This is a genomic window from Bacillus cereus (assembly GCF_002567495.1).
Classification (GTDB): domain Bacteria; phylum Bacillota; class Bacilli; order Bacillales; family Bacillaceae_G; genus Bacillus_A; species Bacillus_A cereus_AQ.
Genome location: NZ_NVAP01000054.1, coordinates 33,386 through 56,782, shown reverse-complemented (window position 1 = coordinate 56,782; position 23,397 = coordinate 33,386). Strand labels below are relative to the sequence as shown.

Sequence of the window (23,397 nt, the reverse complement as noted above, 5' to 3'; positions counted from 1 at the left end):
TCATAAGAAGCAGCCATTAGCTGCTTCTTATTTTTTTCCTTCTAACAACTCGATAATTCTCTCTTTATATTTTCCTTTTCTTCCATCTTCATAGATTAAATCATGCGGATAGAATAATTTTTGATCCGTTCTCTTCTTACCTGTAATCGCCTCAACAATATCTGATTCACGTGAAAGCTCTCTAAGCTCTCCATTTGGCATAAGCAGTAAGATTGGCAGACGTTCCTCTTCTTCTCCTGCACGATAAAAGTCGTACGGTAAGTCTGATGTTGAATCAACTATTAAATAGTACTCTGGATCAAGTCCAATTTTTTTAAATAAGCTACTTAATTCCATCCAATTATCTAAGCCATGCTTATCTGTAAACTCTACATATTTAAATAGATTTCGATTCATAAAACGTCGGCATAAATCACTTAGAATTGGATCTTCTTCGTCTTGCCATACTTGGAAGTAATAATACATAACGTTCTCGTCTAACTTTAAATAATCCTCTACTGTTACTTCTTCTTCAAATAAAGAATAGAAATGAACCGGATGATTTTTAAATGTATAATACTTCTCATGCAATGCTTTAGCACGGTGTAAAATCTTCGTTAAAATAACTTCAGCACTTCGCGTTACCGGATGGAAATATACTTGCCAGTACATTTGATAACGACTCATAATATAATGCTCAACAGCATGCATACCACTATTTTTAATAACTACTTGATTCCCGTACGGACGCATTACACGTAATATACGTTCCATATCAAAATTTCCATACTTTACACCAGTGAAATAAGCATCTCTTAATAAATAATCCATACGGTCCGCATCAATTTGACTCGAAATCATACTAATCGCTAATTTATTAGTAGATGTTTTCGCAATTACGTCGGCCACCTTTTGTGGGAAATCCTTATCCACACGGCTTAATATGCGATTAATTTCCGTATCTCCAACAATAATCTTTTGTGTAAATTTCTCATGATCTAATGAAAATACTTTTTCAAACGAGTGAGAAAATGGACCGTGACCGACATCATGAAGTAATGCCGCACATAAACATAACAATCTATCTTCAGCATTCCAATTTGGTCTGCCATCAAACACATCATCAATCATACGACGAATAATTTCGTATACACCTAACGAATGAGTAAAGCGACTATGCTCTGCACCGTGAAATGTAAAAAATGTCGTTCCAAGCTGCTTAATACGGCGCAAGCGTTGAAATTCTTTCGTTCCGATTAAATCCCAAATAACACGATCGCGTACGTGCACATATTTATGTACTGGGTCTTTAAACACTTTTGTTTCGCTGAGTTTGTCGTTTAAATATACCACCTTCCGACATCCCCCTTTCTTTACTACATTCTTACTTTATATTATAAACGAAATGGGAAACAGAAAGAAATGAAAGACTATATTAATTCCCTTTATATAAAGAAAAAATCACCTTTACCGGAGTAAAAGTGATTTTCTTTTATACATTATTTCCCTAAAACGAACTCAGCAACTTCGTCTAAGATCATATCTTTACCTAATGGGAAGTAACCTTTGTTTAAGTCTTCATTTTTAATTGTAAATACGTGGTTGTTTTTAACAGCGTTCATGTTTTTCCAAATTGATTCTTCTTGGAATTCTTTTAAGCGCTGAGAACCATCACCAGTTGTAAATACAAATAAGTAATCTGGGTTGTAATCGATTAAAGCTTCTTTTTGTACTTGCACTAACGGTTTATCAGTTGGTGTACCTTTAACCGCTGGTAATTTTAAATCATTAAAGATTACGCTACCGTAACCGTAGTCACCGTATACGCGGAAAGCATTTGGATATGCAGCCATTTTCATGAATGTTGCATCGCCTGTTTTAGCGACGATTTTATCATGTAATTTACTTGCTTTTTCATCATACTTTTTGAACCATTCTTTTGTTTCTTTTTCTTTACCCAAAATTTGACCCACTTCTTCGAATTTTGGACGCCATTGATCTAATGGAGTGTTTAACATAACTGTTGGTGCAATTTTAGATAACTGGTCATAAATCTTTTCTTGACGATTATTTACAAGAATTAAATCTGGTTTTGCAGCAGCTACTGCTTCGATGTTAATTTTATCGCCCCAAGCAGAGCCAACTGGTTTAACGTCTTTTAGTTTCTTTTCAATATGTGCATCAATTTTCTCTTGAGATGTATTAGCAGTAATAACCGGTTTCATACCGAAAATTAATAATTCTTCTGTTGAACCACTAAGGTCAGCAATTTTCTTTGGATTTGCAGGGATTTTAATTTCCCCTTTTGCATGTTTTACAGTGCGCTCTTCAGTCTTCGCATCTGCTTTCTTTTCTTCTTCTTTGTTAGAACAAGCTGCAAATAGTACAGAAGTCACAACTAGTACCATTGCTAATAGTGCCATTTTAAAATTCTTCATGTTCCCACTCCTTCTAGCTGTATTTATCTTATAAGTTACAATGAACTATAAGAAACAAAGATAACAATTAATCAATATATATTTATTAACTGTTGTTAATAACCCATTCTAACGGGCGTTCAACTTCCCATTCATGTATAAGAAGCTCAACGTCCATTAGAAGTCCCCCTCTTCACGAGGGGGTTCTACTTATGCTTTTTTACGCAATTGATTACTAATCATCGCTAAATCATATGTTAAACAAATTGGCTTATAGTTTACTGGACACGGAACGATTTGAGCTTCAATCTCAAATACGTTACGAAGTGTTTCACTTGTCATAACTTCATCTGGCGTTCCTTGTTTCATTAACTTACCTGCTTTTAATGCAATCATATGATCTGAGAAACGAGAAGCGTGGTTTAAGTCATGGATAACCATAACGATCGTTCTACCTTCTTCTTCATTTAATTTTTTCAATAAGTTTAATACTTCTAATTGATGAGCCATATCTAAGTACGTTGTCGGTTCATCTAATACAAGTAATTCTGTTCCTTGCGCAAGAGCCATTGCAATCCATACACGTTGACGTTGACCACCTGATAGCGCTTCTGCTGGACGATTCGCAAATTCTTTCATTCCTGTCACTTCAAGTGCCCAGTTAATGTAGCGATAATCCTCTTCTCTCAACGTGCCGAACCCTTTTTGATGAGGGAATCTTCCGTATGACACAAGCTCAAATACAGTAAGGCCCGTGGGCACTTCTGCAGTTTGTGGTAAAATCGCCATTTTCTTTGCAATTTCTTTCGTTGGCTGTTTCTCAATTGCTTTTCCGTCAAGATAAACAGTACCTTGTTTTGCCTTCAAAATACGAGACGCCGTTTTTAATAATGTGGACTTCCCACAACCATTTGGTCCAATAATTGTTGTAATTTTCCCTTCCGGAATTTCAACTGTTAATCCATCAATAATTAAACCTTCATTATAGCCAACAGATACCGCATCAACCGCTAAAGTTGCCATACGAAAAGCCTCCCTTTATTTTGTCCTCATAAGTAAATAAATGAAATACGGTGCACCAATTACAGAAATAACAAGACCGACTGGTATTTCTGAAGTTGTTAGCACACTTCTTGAAATTACGTCTGCGAATAAAAGTAAAAACGTTCCTATTAGCGCAGCTGTAGGCAGCATAATTTGATGCTTACCACCAACAAGGCGCCTTGCTAAATGCGGGGCCATTAAACCGATAAAACCAATTCCGCCAGCAACAGCAACAGATGCACCCGCTAAACAAACTGCAATAAATAATAATTTACGTCTTTCCTTTTCTACATTTAAACCAAGACCAACAGCTGTAGAGTCGCCTAGGTTCATAACATTTAATATGTGCGCTTTACTAATAGCTAGTGGCAAGAAAATAACCATCCATGGAAGTACACTTAATACGAATTTCCAATCTGTGCCCCACAAACTTCCCGCCAGCCAAATCGTAGCAAAACGAAAATCGTTAGATGTCATCTTCATAGAGAAAATTAAACTAACAGCTCCAAATCCAGCTGCAACGGCAATACCAACAAGTATTAATCGAGTCGATGAAACGCCATCTTTCCATGCTAGTAAATAAATAATTATCGCTGCTAATATCGCTCCAACTAGTGCGAAGAATGGAAGAATAAATACAGATAAAAATGTACCAGTTCCTACTTTCCCGAAGAAGAAGTAGACGAATATAACAACTGTTAACCCCGCTCCAGCATTAATACCTATAATCCCTGGATCAGCAAGCGGATTTCGTGATAAACCTTGCAAAATCGCACCTGACATAGCTAAAGCAGATCCGACTAGTATAGCAATCACCATACGCGGCATACGGAATTCAAATAAAATAACAGACTGATCTTCAGCCCCTAGTCCAACCAATGACTTTAATACGTCCATTGGCGGGATTTTAAAAGTCCCTGTATTTAAACTAATAAGAAATATAGAAACGATTAGTCCGACTAAAATGCTTAATATAGAAATGTTCTTTTTTGTTAAGACACTCGTCCTCACATTTTTCCTCTCCCTTCATTACGTGCTAAGTAGAGGAAGAATGGAACCCCAATTAGCGCTGTAATTGCTCCAATTGGCGTTTCAAACGGCGGGTTAATGACGCGAGATAACATATCTGCACATTCAATTAACAACCCACCTAAGACCGCAGAACATGGAATAACCCATCTATAGTCCGAGCCCACAAGGAAACGAGTCATATGCGGGATTACAAGACCAACAAATCCAACTGATCCTGCCATGGAAACTGCAGAACCCGTTAACACAAGAACAAGTACTGTTCCGATAAACTTAATTAATGTCGTATTTTGACCAAGTCCAATCGCAATTTCTTCACCAAAGCTCAAAATTGTAATATACCTCGACATCATAATTGCGATAAAGAGACAAACAAGGCCAATTGGCACTAACATATTAATACTTTGCCATTTCACTCCAGCAACTCCGCCCGCATTCCACATACTCACCTCTTGGGCAAGATTGAAATACAATGCAATTCCAGATGAAATAGCCCCTAATAAAGCACTAATGGCTGCACCTGCTAAAGCTAATTTCACAGGTGTTAATCCACCTGGTGAAGAAGACCCAATTCCATATACAATGCTCGCACCAAAAGCCGCTCCAATAAAAGATGCGATAACAAACATTAAATAAGGGGAATTGGGGAAGAATGCATACATAATTGCAATTCCAAATACTGCACCATCTGTAATCCCCATTAACGATGGTGAAGCAAGTGGATTTCGCGTCATACCTTGCATAATTGCTCCTGATACCGCTAAAAAGGCACCTGCAACTACGCCCCCTATTGCTCTAGGCATGCGAAGTTCTTGAATTACGTTATGATGCGTTAACGACCCGTCAAACTGAAATACAGCTTGCCATACCGTCTTTAAACTAATATCGGCTGCCCCAAAAGAAATAGAAACTGCCATGCTTAAAGCCAACAAAACTGTACCCGCTACTAAAATAATAGAAGCGATGAGCGGTCTACTCTTAATCTCTTTAACATTCTCTTCTTGCTGTTCTATACTCCTTGCGCTCGCTTCCATCCCTCAACCATCCTAACCAACAACATATATTTAATAAAATGAAATTTATTCTCAAATAGTAATAAAAAAAATTAGGTGAATTGACCTTTTCCTGATAATGATTCTCAGAATCAGACACTTTCTATTCTACCTACCGCTTCAAAAGGCTGTCAACCATTATTTTGAAATACAAATTTATATAGATTGAAATTTTAATAAATAGGTGCTGTCCATACACTTGCGCTTTCTTAGAATAGATCCCACCTCTTATGGGCATAAAAAAAGAAGAGTAATCTGTTCACTCTTCTTTTTCTTACTTCTTTAATTTTGCTTCAATTTTTACAATTAATTCATCTTCTGTTGGAGCCGCAACTGGACGATTATTTACAAATGCGAATGATTTTTTACGACCAGGGCCACAGTAAGACTGGCATGCAACTTCAATTGTTGCACATGAATCTACTTTTTTTAACTTCGGAATCAACGTTTTAACGTTCGTTGCCTGACAATCATCGCACACACGAAATTCGTTTCCCATTATAAAACACTTCCTCTATTTCAAACTTTTCTCAAGTACATTTAAAAATAAACACTAAATGGTATTTTACCGCTCTTTGAAGCTCGTTGCAAGTTTCCCTATAAAGCTTATTCTCTACATAATACTTACATATTTATATGCTCTCCTACAGAAGTTCTCACCATTCATGGGAAAATTTTTGCCTTTCATCGAAATCTACCATATTTTTAAAAGCTTTGTATAAAAGTTCATCTTTTTGCCCATTATAAAAATAGGAAGTTCATAAAAAGAAAGGGAGTTGAATCTATGAAAGTAAGACAAGATGCTTGGACGGATGAGGATGATTTATTACTTGCTGAAACGGTACTTCGTCATGTTCGAGAAGGAAGTACGCAATTAAACGCATTTGAAGAAGTAGGTGATCAGTTAAATCGCACATCCGCTGCTTGTGGTTTCCGCTGGAATGCTGTTGTTCGCTATAGCTATGAACAAGCTCTTCAACTAGCAAAAAAACATCGTAAAGATAAAATGCGTGCCTCAAGCGGTGAACAAGCGAAAAAACGTTTACTTTATACACCACCAGCTTCAGGAGCTATAACCGATTATGAAGAACTAGTACAGGAGGAAACAACTGTACAATACAAAGAAGCTATTCCATATCAAGAACCTACTGTTCCTGTTTCAAGAACCTCTATAACAATGCAAGATGTTATTTATTTTCTACAAACAGTCGGGTCTTCAAATATAAAAGTAACAGCTCTTGAAAACGAGAATACGAGATTAAAACAAGAAATTAAAGTACAAATCCTTCGAAATGAAGAACTAGAAAAGAAACTAGAAAAGTTAGAAAAACAATCTCATACTGTACAAGAAGATTACGAAACACTTATGAACATTATGAACCGAGCTCGTAAATTGGCAGTCATGGATGACGAAGAACGTTCTCAAACATCTTTCCGAATGGATCGAAACGGTAATTTAGAAAAAATTGCAGAATAAAAAGGATGCATTGCATGCATCCTTTTTATTATTTCACTTCAACCATATGTGCTTCTTCTACTTTAGAGTCTTTCTTTATATCTGGGAAAATTTCTTTCTTTGGATTTTCTTTAAAGGCTGCTAATCCAATTGTTTTTACTGGTTGATTTATCTTTGCATATTCTGTATCACTAACAACTACATACATATCTGTGTACTTACGTGCATCACCAATTACTACATTACCTTCATACTTCATTTTCTTTCCATCAATTTCTACATCTTTTTCTTCTTTAGCAAATACGATTCCAGCTTCATCAGAAATAGACGGTAATGCTTTAATCGGTTCTACATCTTCTTTCACTACCTTTTTCAGCATTTTTTCTTTTACCATCTTTTCAGCTGTTGTTTTATTCATAATTAAAACCTTTTTCTCATTGACTGTACCTAGTTTTGCTTCAAATTTATTTTGTGATTCAATTTTATCTTTATATTGATCCATTGTTTTTTGAACACCAGTTTCATCTCCGTACATCACAATACCATTTGCTTGTGGTGCAATCATATCCATAATAGAACAGCCACTAAATACAGCAGCTGACATAACCGCTACAATTCCTAATTTAACTTTTTTCATTTGTATTGCCTCCTAAAATCATAATTACATCTCTTAGTTTAACCACCGCAGCTAGTTTGACCAATTCACTTTCCTTACAACAACATTACAATTTAGTAAGATTTCTTCCTAAAACTACTTTTTATATTTTTTGCTATAATAGAGATTGTCATTTTAGCCCGCTATTTGCGGGCTAATAATCAGCGGGGAATGAACACCCCTCCACTGATTAAAGTTTCACTTTATAGATAAGGGGTTAGTTATATGAGCAATTCCCGTTCCATTTTATCTCAGCCAGAGTGGCGTATTGTAGATCAATCTAGTTTGGGACCGACATTCCATGCACTTCAGTCATTTGCAATGGATGACACATTATGCACAAGCATTGGAAAGGGTGAATCAGCTGCAACAATGCGCTCTTGGGTTCATCACAATACAATTGTTCTTGGTATTCAAGATTCACGCCTTCCACATCTAGAAGAAGGTATTTCCTTTTTAAAGGAAAACAACTTCAATGTTATCGTTCGTAATTCTGGCGGGCTTGCAGTCGTTCTTGATGAAGGTGTTTTGAACGTATCACTTTTATTCCAAGAAACAGAAAAAGGTATCGATATTGATCTTGGATACGATACGATGTGGCATTTAATTCAGGAGATGTTAAAAGATTACGACGTTACGATCGAGGCAAAAGAAATTGTTGGCTCTTACTGTCCTGGTAGTTATGACTTAAGTATTCGCGATCAAAAATTCGCTGGTATTTCACAACGCCGTATTCGCGGCGGTGTCGCTGTCCAAATTTATCTCTGTGCTACCGAAAGTGGCTCTGAGCGTGCCGCACTCGTTCGTGATTTCTACAACCTAGCAATTCAAGGGGAAGAAACACGCTTTACGTACCCTGAAATTGTACCAAGTACGATGGCATCACTATCAGAATTACTTGGCGAAACCATTACAGTCCAAGATTTAATGATGCGCCTTTTAAAAACGTTGCAGCAATTCGCTCCAGAGTTAACACCATCTCAATTAACAATAAATGAGATTCCTTTATATGAGACGAATTTACAACGTATTATTGATCGTAATAATAAAGCACTTGGCTTAGAAAAATAAAAAATGACCACCCTGAGGGTGGTCATTTTTTATACTCATTCATTCTAGAATTAAAGTGCTTGAGCTGCTGTAATTAAAGCTAACTTGTACACTTCTTCTTCGTTACATCCGCGAGATAGGTCATTTACAGGCATATTTAAACCTTGTAAGATTGGTCCTACTGCTTCGAAGTTACCTAAGCGTTGAGCGATTTTGTAGCCGATATTACCAGCTTCTAAGCTTGGGAATACGAATACGTTAGCATCACCTTTAATTGTAGAACCTGGAGCTTTTTTCTCAGCTACAGATGGTACGAATGCAGCATCGAATTGGAATTCTCCATCTAAAGTTAACTCAGGAGCCATTTCTTTTGCAATGCGAGTTGCTTCTACAACTTTTTCTGTTTCTGGAGATTTCGCAGAACCTTTTGTAGAGAAGCTTAACATAGCAACGCGTGGATCAATGCCGAATAACTCAGCAGTTTTCGCACTTTCAATACCGATTTCAGCTAAATCTTGGCTGTTTGGTGCAATGTTAATTGCGCAATCAGCGAATACATACTTCTCTTCTTCACGTACCATGATGAATACGCCAGAAGTTTTTGTAACGCCTGGTTTTGTTTTAATAATTTGAAGTGCTGGACGAACTGTATCAGCTGTAGAGTGAGCTGCACCACTTACTAAACCGTGTGCTTTGCCCATGTATACAAGCATTGTACCGAAATAGTTTTCGTCTTTAAGGATTTTGCGAGCGTCTTCTTCTGTTGCTTTACCTTTACGGCGTTCAACGAAAGATGCTACCATTGCATCCATTTCTTCGTATGTAGCTGGGTCATAAATATCAACGCCTGCTAATGTTAAATTCATGCTAGCAGCTTTTGCGCTAATTTCTTCTTTATTACCAACTAAGATTGGTTTTACTAACTCTTCTTTTGCTAAACGCTCTGCAGCGCCTAAAATTCTTTCATCAGTTCCTTCAGGAAGTACGATAGAAATGCCTTTTCCTTGAACTTTTTCTTTTACTGTTGTAAATAAGTTGCTCACGAATAAACCCTCCTACATATGTTAAAAAAACTCTATCTTTAAGAATACTGCTTTTCTTCTATATTTTAAACTTATAGCTCCCAAAAAATAGATAAAATAAAAATGATTATATTTTCATAAAATTCAGCCATAAAATCCATCTTATTTAGAAGGCTCTGTCTCTTTACCATTCCATATAAATGTGACAATTTTATGCGCTGAAGTTTTATATAGATGATTTTAAAACTATATATGCTATAGTTAACGTGTAAAACTATCATTAACTGAGGTGAATAGAATGAGTGAAGCAACAACAACGTTAGATGGCTGGTATTGTTTACATGATTTACGTTCTATTGATTGGGCTGCATGGAAAACATTATCTAGCGACGAACGCGGACAAGCAGTGTCTGAATTTTTAAATGTCGTTGAAAAATGGAACGAAGTAGCTGCTACAAAAAAAGGCAGTCACGCAATGTATACAGTTGTTGGCCAAAAAGCTGATATTATGCTTATGATTTTACGTCCAACAATGGAAGAGTTAAATGAAATTGAGACAGAATTGAATAAAACAACTTTAGCTGAATATATGGTTCCTGCATATTCTTACGTATCTGTTGTTGAATTAAGCAACTATCTTCCAGCTGATGAGGATCCATACCAAAACCCACAAATTTTAGCTCGCTTATATCCTGAATTGCCGAAAGCAAATCATATTTGCTTCTATCCAATGGATAAGCGTCGCCAAGGTAATGACAACTGGTACATGCTTCCTATGGAAGAGCGTAAAAAAATGATGTACAGTCATAGTAAAATTGGTCGCCAATACGCAGGTAAAGTACGCCAAGTGATTTCAGGATCTGTTGGATTCGATGATTTCGAGTGGGGCGTAACATTATTCGCTGACGATGTTCTTCAATTTAAAAAGCTTATATATGAAATGCGCTTCGATGAAGTAAGTGCTCGTTATGGTGAATTTGGAACATTCTTCGTTGGAAACATTTTACCAGACGAAAAAGTAGAGAAATTTTTACACATATAAATGGTGAAAAGGAACGAAATTCGTTCCTTTTTTTATTCTTCTCTATACTTAACCTCAAAATCTCCTTATTTCTGCAATTTTGAACAAAAACCGACAAATTATTTTCAAATTTCTTGTAAAATTGTAACCTTTTTATATGTAAAGATATGCTAAAATGATACGAGCTATATGCTAAATAACGATGCGAAGGTGATAATCTATATGAAAAAAATCTTGTCTATTTTACTATTGCTTGTATTGTCAATTCCTTCCTTAGAAGTAACAACATCCCATGCGGAAGAAAAAATACATATTGAGGCAGCTGCTGCACTTCTATTTGATGCAGATACAGGAAAAATACTACACGAGCAAAATCCAGATGAATTACTAGCTATTGCTAGTATGTCAAAATTAATTGTTGTTTACGCTGTTTTAGAAGCAATTAAAGAAGGAAAAATCACTTGGGATACGAAAGTAAATATTTCTGATTACGCTTATGAAGTCTCTCGTAATAATGAATTCTCTAATGTACCGTTCGAAAAAGGACGTCAATATACTGTAATAGAATTATATCATTCTATTGTTATATTCTCTGCAAATGGATCTAGTATTGCTTTAGCAGAACTTCTTGCAGGAAGTGAGAAAAACTTCTTAAATCTTGCAAATGAACATGCAAAAAAACTAGGGTTAAAGAAATATAAATTTGTAAACTCTACCGGGTTAAACAATGCTGATTTAAAAGGAAAACATCCTGAAGGAACTGATCCGACTGGAGAAAACTCCATGTCAGCTCGCGATATGGGTATTCTTGCAAAAACAATTATTACAAAGTATCCAGAAATGCTAGAGGATACAAAACAAAGATTTAGAAACTTCCCAGACAATCATCCAAAACCAATTCGTATGGAAAACTGGAACTGGATGTTACCAGGCGCAGCCTTCTCTTATGATGGAACAGATGGTTTAAAAACTGGTAGTTCTGATACCGCTGGATATGGATTTACTATTACTGCTAAACGTGGTGATGTACGTCTTATTTCGGTTATTATTAAAACAAAATCAATGGATGAACGCTTTACAGAATCTCGTGAATTAATCGAATACGGGTTTAATAACTTTGAAAAACAAAAACTAAAAATTAATAAAAATAACACAATCCCTGTAGTAAAAGGGAAAGAAGATCAAGTAACTGTTACACCAGAAAAAGAAATAACAGTAATTGCAAAAAAAGGTAGCAAAGATCCTTATAAAATCGGGACTGAAATAGATAAATCTCTCGCTGAAGATGGACATTTAGTTGCTCCTATTAAGAAAGATACCAAAGTAGGCTCAATTACTTTAGAATCAACTGATAAATATGGTTTCTTAGACGGTAATAAAAGTATGAAAGTTACTGCAAAAACGACAGAAGAAATTGAAAAAGCAAATTGGTTTGTGTTAACAATGCGCTCTATTGGAGATTTCTTCTCAAACTTATGGTCTAAAGTATTTTAATGATGAAAAGCTAGCTCACGCTAGCTTTTTTTATTTTCCTCTCTCAATGTAAAACTTCGTTTGGTTGTCATATCTGAGTCCTTTTCCTCATACGTATGAACTAGTAATTGTTCCACACTTCATCTAGAGATAAAGTGAAACTTTAATCAGTGGAGGTTTTGTTCATCCCCCACTAATTATTAGCCTTCACCAATCGGGCGTTTAGGGGCAGTTTGATCTCCCACCCACCTTCTTTGCTCCAGCCAAATTTTAAGGTGGGAGTCTTACTGCCCATTGATGCGGGATAAACCTCTTTCCAACAGGTATTACAAAAAGAGAGGTGACACATAATGGGTGTTATTGCTTATAACGAGGAAGATGTAAAGTTGTTGGCTAGACTGATGCGTGCTGAAGCCGAGGGAGAAGGGCAACAAGGAATGTTAATGGTCGGAAACGTTGGGGTAAATCGTGTCCGTGGAAATTGTTTAGACTTTAAAAGTGTTCGTAATTTACGTCAAATGGTTTATCAAAACCCCGGCGGTTTTGAAGCAACGCAAAAAGGATATTTTTATCAACGGGCACGCGAACAAGATATTGCTCTGGCGAGACGGACCATTCAAGGGCAACGTTTTTGGCCTGCCAACTTTGCCTTATGGTTCTTTAGACCCGAAGGTGCATGTCCACCAACTTGGTATAACCAACAAAACTCTGGTCGCTTTAAAAAGCACTGCTTCTTCCAGCCATCTGCTGGAGACTGTCCTAGCGTATATTAAGGAATAAAAATGAGGAGGGATTTTTGAATGGCACAGCAACAAAATCCGTACTATGGAACAGGTTTTTATCAACCATCTGGAACTTATGTACAACCGCAACAAATGACTCAACAACAGCAGCAAGCGATGCAACAACAAACAGCTCAAGCTGCGCAAGCTCAATATGCAATTTCTCAAGGCATGTTACCTCTAGAGCAATCATATATTGAAAATATCCTTCGTTTAAACAAAGGTAAGCAAGCTACGATTGTAATGACTTATGAACGTGGCAGTTCCCTTGGTACACAGTCTTATACAGGTATTATTGAAGCAGCTGGCCGTGACCATATTGTTATTAGTGAACCACAATCAGGAAAACGCTATTTACTACTAATGATCTACTTAGATTACGTAGAATTCCCAGAAGAAATTGCGTATTTACCTAGTCAACAAGCAACTTATACTCCAAGACCATAAAAAAAAGCTGGCAAATGCCAGCTTTTGTTTTTTTATAATCCTTTTACAACTGCAGTCCCTACTAGAATCCACGCCACAATAAATGCTACACCACCAAGAGGTGTAATTGGACCAAAAAACTTAATGCCCGTCGTACTTAATGCATACAAACTACCTGAGAACATAATAATCCCAGCTACCATAAGCCAACCAGCAGTAGTTAAAAGTGATGATTGAACCTTATCCATCAATAAAGCAACTACGAATAGTCCACCTGCATGAAACATTTGATATGTAACGCCTGTTTTCCAAACCTCTAACATTTTCGCAGAAATTTTATTTTCTAAACCATGTGCTCCAAAGGCTCCTAACACAACAGATAGTCCCGCTGCAATACAACCTAGTAAAAAGAAAATTTTCATCTTAATTCCCCTTTTTTACTTTTATCATAAGCAATTTTTTCATATAAGCCAAACGATTTCATCCTTAAAAATCAAATAAAGAATTACCATTTGCACCTTCTTCTTTTATATACACAGGTTCTCCAGAAACTGGCATAACTGGTTGAACTGTCGTTATAGGCTGTGATCCAATTACTTGCGATTGAATTTGCGGCTCCCTATACGTAGAAGATTCAACCTGTTCATCTAATAGTAAATCGCATAAAGCACGCACAACTAATAAATGATCTTTTGATTTTTGTCCTTCACTACTTTTTGCCTTTGCAATTTCATTCGCCATTTTATTTAAAATCTTATCGCTCGATATTTGCATTCCTTATCACCTCGTACTTTGTAGTTCTTTCTCAAATTGCCTCAGCTTCTCTACTGAACCAAATACTATTATCATATCATGTTCTTGCAGTTTTTCCTGCCCCGTTGGATTATGTATAATATCCCCATTTCTCAAAATCGCTAATATCGTTACATCAAATTGATTCCTCACATCACTCTCTAGTAACGATTTACCAACTAGTATTGTATCTTTTCCAACTAAAATTTCTTCAATGACAAATGACTGTTCTATCCCATACAGCACTGTATCAATATAATGAACTGTTAATGGATTCGCAATACCTTTTGCAATATGAATTCCTGCCATACTAGATGGATTAATAACTTTATTTGCACCCGCACGCCTTAATTTCTCTTCAGTTTCTGGCTTTTCAGCTCTCGCCACAATTTTAATTGCATCGTTTAATCCTCTTGCTGTTAATGTAATAAATACATTTTCAGCATCATTTGCTACGATAGCAACTAAACCAGCCGCTTTTGAAATTCCAGCATGCTGTAAAACTTGATCCTCCGTTGCATCTCCATGAATATACAAAAGCTTTTCCTTCTCTAATATGCTTTCATCTTTATCGACAACAACAAATGGAATTTTCTTTTCTTGCAATTCATGTACCACTTGAAGCCCCACTCTACCGCAACCACATACTATAATGTGATTTTGTAACTGTGCTATTTGTTTATCCATCTTCTTCCTCCGCACTGCATGAAATAAATTCCCTTCAATAATCATAGCTGCCACTACTCCAATTGCATATGTAACAATACCAACGCCAACAGGAATAATGAGGAGCGCAAATACTTTCCCCACCTGTGTTACAGGAACGGCATCTCCGTATCCAACAGTTAATACCGTAATCATCGTCATCCAAAATGCTTGAAACAAACTAATCTCTTCAATCGTCATAAATCCTATTGTTCCTAGAATCACAACAAAGGTCATACATATAACTGCTATCCATAATTGCTTACGTGCATTCATATCGTGTTTCAACTCTTTTCTCTATCTACAAATCTTTGCCAGTGGAAATAAAATACGTATATACTAGATACGGAATCTATGAAAGAGGTTGATATAATGAAGACGTTTCTTTCCGCCTTACAATGGGCACTATTTATTTTAGCTGGAAGCCTTATTGTACCAATTAGTGTCGCAACTAGTTATGGTCTTGATGGTGCTGAAGCTATCGCATTTGTACAAAGAACATTATTTGTTCTTGGCTTTGCTGGTCTACTGCAAGCTATATTTGGGCATAAACTTCCTATTCAAGAAGGTCCTGCAGGCCTTTGGTGGGGAATTTTCTCCCTTTACGCAAGCTTAGGTGTCGTATTATTTGGATCAAGCAATGAGACACTTAAAGTTCTTCAATATGCTTTCTTATTAAGCGGTATTATTTGCATTATTCTTAGCGTTTTTGGACTTATTGATAAACTAGTTCGCTATTTTACACCAACAGTCATTGGAACGTATTTATTTCTTCTTGTCGCACAACTTAGTGGCTCCTTCTTAAAAGGAATGTTTGGCCTTGATGGACAACATACAGAAGTACAACCTAACGTATTTATTCTTTCACTTATTGTTATTTTACTATCCTTTTTCATCATGAAGCTACCTATTATTGGACAATATTCCGTTCTTTTCAGTATCGTATGCGGCTGGATATTATTCGCATGCTTCGGATTATCTAATCCAATAACACCTGTGACAGACATAATTCGCCTTCCGTCTCTATTTGTGTTCGGAATGCCTCGTGTTGAATGGAACATGGCGATTACTGTAGTTTTCGTTACACTATTACTTCTAACAAATATGTTAGCAAGTATTCGCGTTGTACAAAAGGTTGTCTCTAAATATGAAGAAAATGCTGCACCAGATCGTTTCAAACAAGCAGGAATTATAACGGGAATCAACCAATTGCTAGGCGGCCTATTTTCAGCTATTGGCCCTGTCGCTATTTCCGGATCAGCAGGTTTTATTGCAACGACTAATATTTATAAACGTCTCCCGTTTATATTGGGGTCAAGCTTTATTATTGTCGTTAGTATATTTCCAAAGATCACTTCATTCTTTGCAGCAATCCCTGTTGCAGTTGGTTATGCCGCTATTTATCCTGTATTCGCAAGCATGATTGGCCTCGCTTTTCGAGAATACGAAACTGTACAGGATAAAGAACGATTATTTAAAGTTGCTGGTCTTTCGATCTTTACAGGAGTCGGGGTTATGTTTGTTCCAGCAGGAGCATATTCTACACTCCCACCATTTCTAGCATCGTTTTTAAGTAACGGTCTCGTTCTTGGGTCTGTAATGGCAATCTTGCTAGAAATACTATTTTCTCGTTCCACAGCAAAACAACTATCGTAAATTGGAAAACTTCCATTATTGCACTCTACCTTTAGAGTTGTTACGATAAAATCAAACTTTAATCATTGGGGTTTTATCCATCCCCAATGATTATTAACTGATATTATGAGCAACACACTCATAATAATTCATCTACTTCTTTTTAAAGAAGTTTGATGTCTTACTATTATTCCTCAACATCTTCATTAACATGTATTTTGATTTCAATTAAAGAAGGGAATTTTCTATATGACTTATAAAATGATTGTTTTAGATTTAGATGATACTTTATTACGTGATGACCATACTATTTCACCTCGCACAAAAGAAGCTTTAATGACTGCACAAGAGCAAGGGGTAAAAGTTGTACTTGCTTCTGGACGTCCAACGTTTGGTATGCGCAATGTAGCCAAAGAACTTCGTTTAGAAGAATACGGCAGTTTCATTCTATCTTTTAATGGCGCAAAAATTATTAACTGTAAAACAAACGAAGAAATCTTTAGTAGCACGCTATCTCCTGAAATCGTTCACAACCTATTTGAAATTAGTAAAACTGAAGATGTATGGATTCATACTTATATGGGCGATGATATCGTAACGGAAGAAAATAATCCTTATACTGAAATTGAGGGCGATATTACTGGTATGCCAATTGTTGTAGTAGATGACTTTAAAGCCGCAGTTAAAGAGCCTGTAGTAAAAGTATTAATGAATAAAGAGGCTGAACACCTTGTTGAAGTTGAAAAGAAACTACAAAAACAACTAGAAGGCCAATTAAGCGTGATGCGTTCGAAACCATTCTTCTTAGAATTTACTGAAGCCGGTGTTACAAAAGGAACGAGCTTAAACAAACTAATCCAAAAGCTTGGCATTAAGCGTGAAGAAGTTATCGCAATGGGCGATAGCTATAACGACCAAGCAATGATTGAATTTGCTGGTCTTGGCGTTGCAATGGGCAATGCACCTGATGATATTAAAGAGATTGCAAACTACGTAACAGATACAAATATGAACGATGGCGTTGCAAAAGTTGTAGAGAAATTCGTTTTAAAAACGGATGTACTTGTTTAATATTTTCATTCACAAAACCTATTTGAAGTCAAACACTTCAAATAGGTTTTTATTTAAATTCTCATGCTTTTGTGACTATATTTTGAACTTTGCACTATTCTCGTAGTGTAAACTTTCTTTTTGTATATAATGAAACAAAATAGACTATTTTATTTTGAAAAAGAATACAAATTTACTATATACAAGCATACGTTAAAGGAGGCTACTTTATGTTATCTACACCAATCGGACGATTAAGAGCAATTGGACTAGTTGAGGGTATTTCTTTCCTATTACTATTATTTGTAGCAATGCCATTAAAATATTTCGCAGGATTTGCAACAGCTGTTAAAATTACAGGCATGGCTCATGGTGTTCTATTTATTCTATTTATCTTTGCAGTAATCCAAGTAACAATCGTACACCGTAAATCAATTTTATGGGCACTCGGAGCATTCGTTTCATCCGTTATCCCATTTGGTACGTTTGTACTAGATGCAAAATTAAAGAACGAACAACAATAATAAAAAGGTAGTTAACGACTGTTAACTACCTTTTCTATTTATAAATTTGGGATTTCCCAATCAATTTCTCTTTCACCCATATTAGCTAAAATCGTATTTACTTTAGAATACGGCTTACTACCAAAGAAACCTCTTCTTGCTGATAATGGACTTGGATGTACAGATTCGATAATGTGGTGCTTCGTATTCGTAATTAATTTCTTCTTCGCCTGTGCATGGCGTCCCCACAATATGAAAACAACGGGTTTTTCACGTTCATTTAATAGCTCAATTACGCGATCTGTGAAATGCTCCCATCCTTTTCCTTTATGAGAATTTGCTTCGCCTTGACGAACCGTTAATACAGTATTTAATAATAAAACTCCTTGCTCTGCCCACTTTACTAAATAACCGTTATTCGGGATTTCATACCCATATTCATCTCGAAGTTCTTTATACATATTTAACAACGATGGTGGTGTTTTGACACCAGGTTGTACAGAAAAACTTAAACCATGCGCTTGATTCGGTCCATGATATGGATCTTGTCCTAAAATAACAACCTTTGTATTTTCATAACTTGTATACTGAAGAGCGTTAAAAATATCTTCTACCTTCGGATAAACAACATACGTGCTGTATTCTTCTGTCAAAAAACTGGATAGAGTACGATAATACTCTTTCTCAAGTTCTGGTGCCAATAATGGCCCCCAATCATTTTTCAAAACATTTTCCATGCCTTCACTTCCTGTCCAATTAATTCACCATATCCTGTTTTGTAAATACTACGAACGAAATAATAAGGGAAACAACTGCCCATACAGTTAAATTCATCAAAGAAAATCCCATCGATAAACCTTGTAATGCAGGTAATTTTCCTGATAAGTAATCTGTTAATGATAAATTCACACTAAAAATATATTTCGCGCCTTCCCAAGATGTTGCGAACGAGCTTAAAATACCGCCTGCAATTAATGCAGCTAGCATAACGCCCATACCCGCTGGTGTATTGCGAATTAAGACAGAAACCATAAATGATATAGTTCCGACAACAATAGCAACAAACCAAGCTAATCCGTATGCCATTAAAATGTATTGCCACTGCGGAATAAGATGTACAAAATTCGTATTTAACGTTTCCTTATCAATGACAAACCCAGTTAAAACCGGTAAATTCCATCCCGAGTACCCAAATACAAGCCCTGATAATATGTAAGCAAACAAACCTACAAGAAGCAGTATGAGCGAAATGAAAAATAACATCGTCACGTATTTACTAAGGAGTATTTTCCAGCGCCGAATCGGCCGCGTAAGTAACATTTTCATCGTACCATCACTTCGTTCTCCTGAAACGATATCAATTGCAACAATCATTACAAGAAGCGGAATAAACAATGTAATTCCTTGTTCAATAAATGCTCTTACAAAAGTTGGTGCACCCGGCGCCATCGGGTTAATATCATGATCTAAATAATATTGTTGTTGCTCCACTCTTACCTTCAGCCAATCCCGCCATTCTTCTGGTAGTCTAGAATTGTTCAACCGGTTCTGAGAATCAACAATTTGTTGTTGCAATGATACTTTCCAATCCGTTGTACCGAGTCTTTTTTGTGTCGTTTCCATTTCACGATACTGCGCATACACAAAAAGCGGGATTAAGATTGCTAAAATAAGCATGACAACAAAAATACGTTTCTTACGGTAAATCTTTTCCGATTCATTTAAAACTAGATTCGCAAATTCACGCATGCTGCTCACCCCTTGTGAGTTCAATAAATAAATCTTCTAGCGTAAACACAAGCTCCTTAACGCTATGTACATCTATCTCATTTTCTACAAAGTGTTTATTCCAACTACTTATAGATGCAATATCCATGCGGCATAGTAATCGCTCTCCTTCTACACTCACTTCTCTTACTTCCTCGGCCGCTTCTAGCATATCTTTCGCCTTCGAAATTGGTGTAACAACCCATTCTACACGATCACTTGCTGTTTTAATTAATTCTTCAACCTTGGCAACTGTTATCATTTTTCCTTTATGAATAATAGCAACACGATCGCATATCATTTGCACTTCACTTAGTAAGTGACTTGAAATAAACACGCTCATATTTTCTTCTTTCACAAGCTTATGTATAAACTCCCTAAGTTCTCTAATCCCGGCTGGATCTAAGCCATTTGTTGGCTCATCTAATATGAGCAATTTGGGATTCCCAAGGAGCGCCTGCGCAATTCCAAGGCGCTGTTTCATACCAAGTGAGTATGTTTTTACCTTGTCGTGAATTCTTTCATCTAAATGAACCATTTTAGCAATTTCAGTAATACGTTCATCTGATATATCACCTAACATACGAGCAAATTGCTTTAAATTTTCCCATCCTGTTAAGTATGTATATAACTCTGGGTTTTCAACGATACTTCCAATTTGACGCATCGCTTCTCTGAAGTTTTCCTTAATCGAATAACCACCAATAGAAATCGTACCTTCTGTTGCTTTAATCAATCCAACTAACATTCGGATGGTAGTCGTTTTTCCAGCACCATTTGGTCCTAAGAACCCAAACACTTCTCCTTGCTTCACATCAAATGAAATATTCTCTACAAGCGTCTTCTTCCCAATTACCTTCTTCAAGTCTCGTACGGAAAGTATCGTCGTCATTTTACCCCTCCTTGTTCTAGTTTTAATTTACTTACAACATTTTGAACTAAACGTTCTGCCATATATGTGTAACCTACTTCATTTGGATGGAAATGATCAGAGTATAATAAATCTTTCCCACGGTTTTGGAATAAATCAAATGTCGGTGTAATATACACATTTTTATCATTTAGTGCCAATTTCTCTAAAGATGCATTCCAGTCCACAACAATATTTGAAGAGCCTTTTAAATCCTCTACATCTTCAAACGGATTGTATAAACCAAGCCAAAAAATAGGACTATCTGTATTTAATTTACGAATTTCTTCTATAATTTTCTTCGCTTCATTTTGAAACGTTTCTGTATCAGGACGATATGTTTCTAAATCTATTTTCCCGAGCGATTCCCAGCCTGGGAACAAATCATTCCCACCAATCGTTAATACAATTACATCTGCTTGCTTAATGGAATATTGAGCGCCACTACCCTCAATTTGTTTTAATAAATCGGGCATTTTTGCACCACTAACTGCTAAATTTGTTAATGCAATTTTTTGCTTATAATCTTTTTGTAAATCCTCTTTCATTCGCCCAACATAGCCAATTCCTTCTTTATCGCCAACACCGCGTGTTAATGAATCACCTAAACTGACGATTTGTAACGTTCCCGTTTTCTTTTTCTCTTTTGCCACTACATCAGTCTTTTTAATTAAATTTGAAGCTTTCGGATTTAATACATCATTTACACCTGAAACAAAGCCATATGCAAATAAACAGAAAGATGCAATTGTAATGAGTAGAATTACTTTTACTACTTTTGATCTCATATCAAAACCCCTTTTAGCCCTCATAGATTGTCCATAATTATACCAAACGAAATTTTGAAAAGCGATTTTCACACCTTCCCTATCACGTCGTTTCTCTATTTACTAACTCTGGTAATAACTCTATATGTTTCACATCTAATTTCTCTTCATTAATCTTTTCATATAATAATTCAAACGCTTTCATCCCGACATTTTTACTAGGATGCGAAATTGTAGTTATACCTAATATATCTGCCACCTCTTGATCATCACATCCGATAATCGTCATATCTTCTGGAATTCGAATTCCTTGTGTTTTCGCTTCCGTTACCATTCCCGCTGCAATATGGTTACAAGATACAAGAAACGCCGTCGGTTTTACAGACATACGAGCCCATTCTCTGATTACGTTACGTCCATCTTCCACCGTAAAACACCCTTCAAATTTCCAGGTCTCTAACGGTGTTACGGTACTCTGTTGAAGCGAATCTGCATACGCCTTTTTTCGTCTTTGGCTATTAATGCTATTACTTCTTCCAATGCAATATCCAATACGTGTATGACCGGCATCTATTAAGCTTTTCATCCCACGTGAAAATACTTTGTAGTAATCAATATGTACACTTGAAATACATTTCGAATCTATTTCTTCACACATAACAATCGGGCCGAATTTCGTATATTCTTCAAGCTTCTCCTTACTATTTGCCCGAGAACATATAATAACTCCATCAAGCTTTTTCATTTTTAACATATTTAAAATTTCTATTTCTCTTTCTTCGCTATAATTTGTCTGGCAAAGCATCATATTATAATTATTCTTTGCCGTTTCTTTTGATATCCCCTCAATAATAGCGCTATAATATTGATCATTTACGTGCGGTAATAACACGCCAATTACATTCGTTTTTCCTTTCACTAAATGAATCGCATTCACATTTTGCGTATAATTTAATTCTTCTATAATCGCTAAAATTTCTGTTCGCTTTTGTTCATTTACATACGGATGATTATTCAATACACGTGAAACAGTTGAAACAGATACTCCAGCAAGTTCAGCAATCTTTCTTATATTCGTCATCTCATTCTCCCCTTCCCTGCCAAAATTCTCACTTGACCTGGTAAGCTTTCCACAATATATCCTTTCCTAGCAACTACATTTAGAAAGGATATACAACTATGCTTCGATTCAAATTAGAATATATATTTTTCATTGGCGGTTTACTCATTCTTGCCATCGGTATTAATATGATGACGACAATTACTTCCTTTGGACTTAGCCCTTATGATTCCTTCTTTATTGCACTATATCAAAATTTTGGGATAAGTATTGGTTTTTGGATTTTCATGATTAACTTTGCCTTTACACTTATCGTACTCTTTTGGAACAAAAAACAAATTACAATCGGTACAATTGTAACGATGGTTCTTATTTCTCTTTTTGTTGATTGGATTGGTTCCATTACAACTATTATGGACGCTATCCGCTCTCTTCCAAAATATATAACACTTATTTGCGGAAATCTATTCGTTGGAGCTGGAATTGGTCTTTACGTCTCTACAAACCTTTGCGCAGCGCCTCAAGAAGCTTTCGTTTTAACGGTTGCTGAGAAGAAAAAATGGACGTTTCGAAGAACAGAAATTTCATTAGCTTTTTTATTTTTAACATTAAGTTTCTTATTAGATGGGCCCATTTATTTTGGAACAATCATCTTGTCCTTTACAACGGGTTGGATTATTCAAGCGTTCATTCAAATTGGCACGAAAATTTTAAACAAAAAAGAACCTATTNNAATAGGTTCTTTTTTGTTTATCCCGCATTAACAGGCAGTAAAACTCCCACCTTAAAATCCAGCAAATAC

The 23,397-nt window shown here is 36.1% G+C and carries 26 protein-coding genes; 10 read left to right on the top strand and 16 right to left on the bottom strand.

Annotation, left to right across the window (positions count from 1 at the left end):
- Positions 1-27: 27 nt before the first annotated feature.
- The 6 genes from COK05_RS25780 to COK05_RS25755 form a co-directional block, all read right to left on the bottom strand.
- Complete coding sequence (locus tag COK05_RS25780) at positions 28-1,332, bottom strand: HD domain-containing protein (protein ID WP_098614821.1); 1,305 nt, start codon at positions 1,330-1,332, stop codon at positions 28-30.
- 146 nt (positions 1,333-1,478) lie between these two features.
- The gene (locus COK05_RS25775; protein WP_098614820.1) at positions 1,479-2,417 is read right to left on the bottom strand and encodes an ABC transporter substrate-binding protein; all 939 of its coding nucleotides are present in this window, start codon (positions 2,415-2,417) and stop codon (positions 1,479-1,481) included.
- Positions 2,418-2,606: 189 nt separating this feature from the next.
- Positions 2,607-3,419 (bottom strand): ABC transporter ATP-binding protein, encoded by an 813-nt coding sequence (locus tag COK05_RS25770; protein ID WP_098614819.1) that lies wholly within the window; start codon positions 3,417-3,419, stop codon positions 2,607-2,609.
- A 15-nt stretch (positions 3,420-3,434) separates the two neighbouring features.
- Positions 3,435-4,451, bottom strand: coding sequence for a FecCD family ABC transporter permease (locus COK05_RS25765; RefSeq protein ID WP_098614818.1), 1,017 nt, complete (start codon positions 4,449-4,451; stop codon positions 3,435-3,437).
- On the bottom strand, positions 4,448-5,503 hold the full coding sequence (locus tag COK05_RS25760) for a FecCD family ABC transporter permease (protein ID WP_098614817.1): 1,056 nt from the start codon (positions 5,501-5,503) through the stop codon (positions 4,448-4,450). The genes COK05_RS25765 and COK05_RS25760 overlap by 4 nt, the downstream gene beginning before the upstream one ends.
- Positions 5,504-5,795: 292 nt before the next feature.
- Entirely contained in the window at positions 5,796-6,020 is a 225-nt protein-coding gene (locus COK05_RS25755; RefSeq protein ID WP_000526074.1) for a DUF1450 domain-containing protein, read from the bottom strand.
- 285 nt (positions 6,021-6,305) lie between these two features.
- On the opposite strand from COK05_RS25755, the gene COK05_RS25750 reads away from it, so the two are divergent.
- On the top strand, positions 6,306-6,998 hold the full coding sequence (locus tag COK05_RS25750; RefSeq protein ID WP_098614816.1) for an RsfA family transcriptional regulator: 693 nt from the start codon (positions 6,306-6,308) through the stop codon (positions 6,996-6,998).
- A 28-nt stretch (positions 6,999-7,026) separates the two neighbouring features.
- Here COK05_RS25750 and COK05_RS25745 read toward each other — a convergent pair whose 3' ends face one another.
- Positions 7,027-7,614, bottom strand: coding sequence for a lipoprotein BA_5634 family protein (locus tag COK05_RS25745; RefSeq protein WP_098614815.1), 588 nt, complete (start codon positions 7,612-7,614; stop codon positions 7,027-7,029).
- A gap of 243 nt (positions 7,615-7,857) precedes the next feature.
- On the opposite strand from COK05_RS25745, the gene COK05_RS25740 reads away from it, so the two are divergent.
- Positions 7,858-8,703, top strand: a complete 846-nt coding sequence (locus tag COK05_RS25740) for a lipoate--protein ligase family protein (RefSeq protein WP_098614814.1) — start codon at positions 7,858-7,860, stop codon at positions 8,701-8,703.
- A 50-nt stretch (positions 8,704-8,753) separates the two neighbouring features.
- Here the strand turns inward: COK05_RS25740 and pta are convergent, their stop codons facing one another.
- Entirely contained in the window at positions 8,754-9,725 is a 972-nt protein-coding gene (pta, locus tag COK05_RS25735) for a phosphate acetyltransferase (protein ID WP_000067215.1), read from the bottom strand.
- Between the two features lie 277 nt (positions 9,726-10,002).
- Here pta and hemQ point away from each other — a divergent pair, with 277 nt between their 5' ends.
- The 4 genes from hemQ to gerQ all read left to right on the top strand — a co-directional run bounded on the left by hemQ (position 10,003) and on the right by gerQ (position 13,427).
- Positions 10,003-10,746, top strand: coding sequence for a hydrogen peroxide-dependent heme synthase (hemQ, locus tag COK05_RS25730; RefSeq protein ID WP_098614813.1), 744 nt, complete (start codon positions 10,003-10,005; stop codon positions 10,744-10,746).
- 201 nt (positions 10,747-10,947) lie between these two features.
- Complete coding sequence (locus tag COK05_RS25725) at positions 10,948-12,219, top strand: serine hydrolase (RefSeq protein WP_098614812.1); 1,272 nt, start codon at positions 10,948-10,950, stop codon at positions 12,217-12,219.
- Positions 12,220-12,548: 329 nt separating this feature from the next.
- Positions 12,549-12,971 (top strand): cell wall hydrolase CwlJ, encoded by a 423-nt coding sequence (cwlJ, locus tag COK05_RS25720; protein WP_098614811.1) that lies wholly within the window; start codon positions 12,549-12,551, stop codon positions 12,969-12,971.
- Positions 12,972-12,998: 27 nt separating this feature from the next.
- Positions 12,999-13,427, top strand: a complete 429-nt coding sequence (gerQ, locus tag COK05_RS25715; protein ID WP_098614810.1) for a spore coat protein GerQ — start codon at positions 12,999-13,001, stop codon at positions 13,425-13,427.
- A gap of 32 nt (positions 13,428-13,459) precedes the next feature.
- Here gerQ and COK05_RS25710 read toward each other — a convergent pair whose 3' ends face one another.
- The 3 genes from COK05_RS25710 to COK05_RS25700 all read right to left on the bottom strand — a co-directional run bounded on the left by COK05_RS25710 (position 13,460) and on the right by COK05_RS25700 (position 15,179).
- On the bottom strand, positions 13,460-13,828 hold the full coding sequence (locus COK05_RS25710; RefSeq protein WP_000688325.1) for a DUF423 domain-containing protein: 369 nt from the start codon (positions 13,826-13,828) through the stop codon (positions 13,460-13,462).
- 64 nt (positions 13,829-13,892) lie between these two features.
- Positions 13,893-14,180 (bottom strand): YwdI family protein, encoded by a 288-nt coding sequence (locus COK05_RS25705; RefSeq protein ID WP_002123688.1) that lies wholly within the window; start codon positions 14,178-14,180, stop codon positions 13,893-13,895.
- A 6-nt stretch (positions 14,181-14,186) separates the two neighbouring features.
- The gene (locus COK05_RS25700) at positions 14,187-15,179 is read right to left on the bottom strand and encodes a potassium channel family protein (protein WP_141539261.1); all 993 of its coding nucleotides are present in this window, start codon (positions 15,177-15,179) and stop codon (positions 14,187-14,189) included.
- A gap of 96 nt (positions 15,180-15,275) precedes the next feature.
- Here COK05_RS25700 and COK05_RS25695 point away from each other — a divergent pair, with 96 nt between their 5' ends.
- The 3 genes from COK05_RS25695 (at position 15,276) to COK05_RS25685 (ending at position 18,112) form a co-directional block, all read left to right on the top strand.
- A complete protein-coding gene (locus COK05_RS25695; protein WP_141539257.1) occupies positions 15,276-16,559 on the top strand; it encodes a purine/pyrimidine permease in 1,284 nt (427 codons plus the stop codon).
- A gap of 228 nt (positions 16,560-16,787) precedes the next feature.
- A complete protein-coding gene (locus COK05_RS25690) occupies positions 16,788-17,609 on the top strand; it encodes a Cof-type HAD-IIB family hydrolase (RefSeq protein ID WP_098614807.1) in 822 nt (273 codons plus the stop codon).
- A gap of 209 nt (positions 17,610-17,818) precedes the next feature.
- Positions 17,819-18,112: a DUF3817 domain-containing protein gene (locus COK05_RS25685; protein ID WP_000953396.1), complete on the top strand. Its 294-nt coding sequence runs from the start codon at positions 17,819-17,821 to the stop codon at positions 18,110-18,112.
- 38 nt (positions 18,113-18,150) lie between these two features.
- On the opposite strand, the gene COK05_RS25680 is transcribed toward COK05_RS25685, so the two are convergent.
- Genes COK05_RS25680 through COK05_RS25660 form a run of 5 tightly spaced genes read right to left on the bottom strand, consistent with a single transcriptional unit; the run spans position 18,151 to position 22,616 of the window.
- Positions 18,151-18,828 carry a uracil-DNA glycosylase gene (locus tag COK05_RS25680; protein WP_098614806.1) on the bottom strand — a complete coding sequence of 226 codons (678 nt, stop codon included), beginning with the start codon at positions 18,826-18,828 and terminating at the stop codon, positions 18,151-18,153.
- Positions 18,829-18,847: 19 nt separating this feature from the next.
- Positions 18,848-19,840 carry an ABC transporter permease subunit gene (locus COK05_RS25675; protein WP_098614805.1) on the bottom strand — a complete coding sequence of 331 codons (993 nt, stop codon included), beginning with the start codon at positions 19,838-19,840 and terminating at the stop codon, positions 18,848-18,850.
- A complete protein-coding gene (locus tag COK05_RS25670) occupies positions 19,833-20,750 on the bottom strand; it encodes an ABC transporter ATP-binding protein (protein WP_098614804.1) in 918 nt (305 codons plus the stop codon). Before COK05_RS25670 ends, COK05_RS25675 begins: the two co-directional genes overlap by 8 nt.
- The gene (locus COK05_RS25665; protein WP_141539256.1) at positions 20,747-21,628 is read right to left on the bottom strand and encodes an SGNH/GDSL hydrolase family protein; all 882 of its coding nucleotides are present in this window, start codon (positions 21,626-21,628) and stop codon (positions 20,747-20,749) included. The genes COK05_RS25670 and COK05_RS25665 overlap by 4 nt, the downstream gene beginning before the upstream one ends.
- A gap of 10 nt (positions 21,629-21,638) precedes the next feature.
- Complete coding sequence (locus COK05_RS25660; RefSeq protein WP_098614802.1) at positions 21,639-22,616, bottom strand: LacI family DNA-binding transcriptional regulator; 978 nt, start codon at positions 22,614-22,616, stop codon at positions 21,639-21,641.
- A 98-nt stretch (positions 22,617-22,714) separates the two neighbouring features.
- Here COK05_RS25660 and COK05_RS25655 point away from each other — a divergent pair, with 98 nt between their 5' ends.
- On the top strand, positions 22,715-23,359 hold the full coding sequence (locus COK05_RS25655; protein WP_098614801.1) for a YczE/YyaS/YitT family protein: 645 nt from the start codon (positions 22,715-22,717) through the stop codon (positions 23,357-23,359).
- Positions 23,360-23,397: the final 38 nt, after the last annotated feature.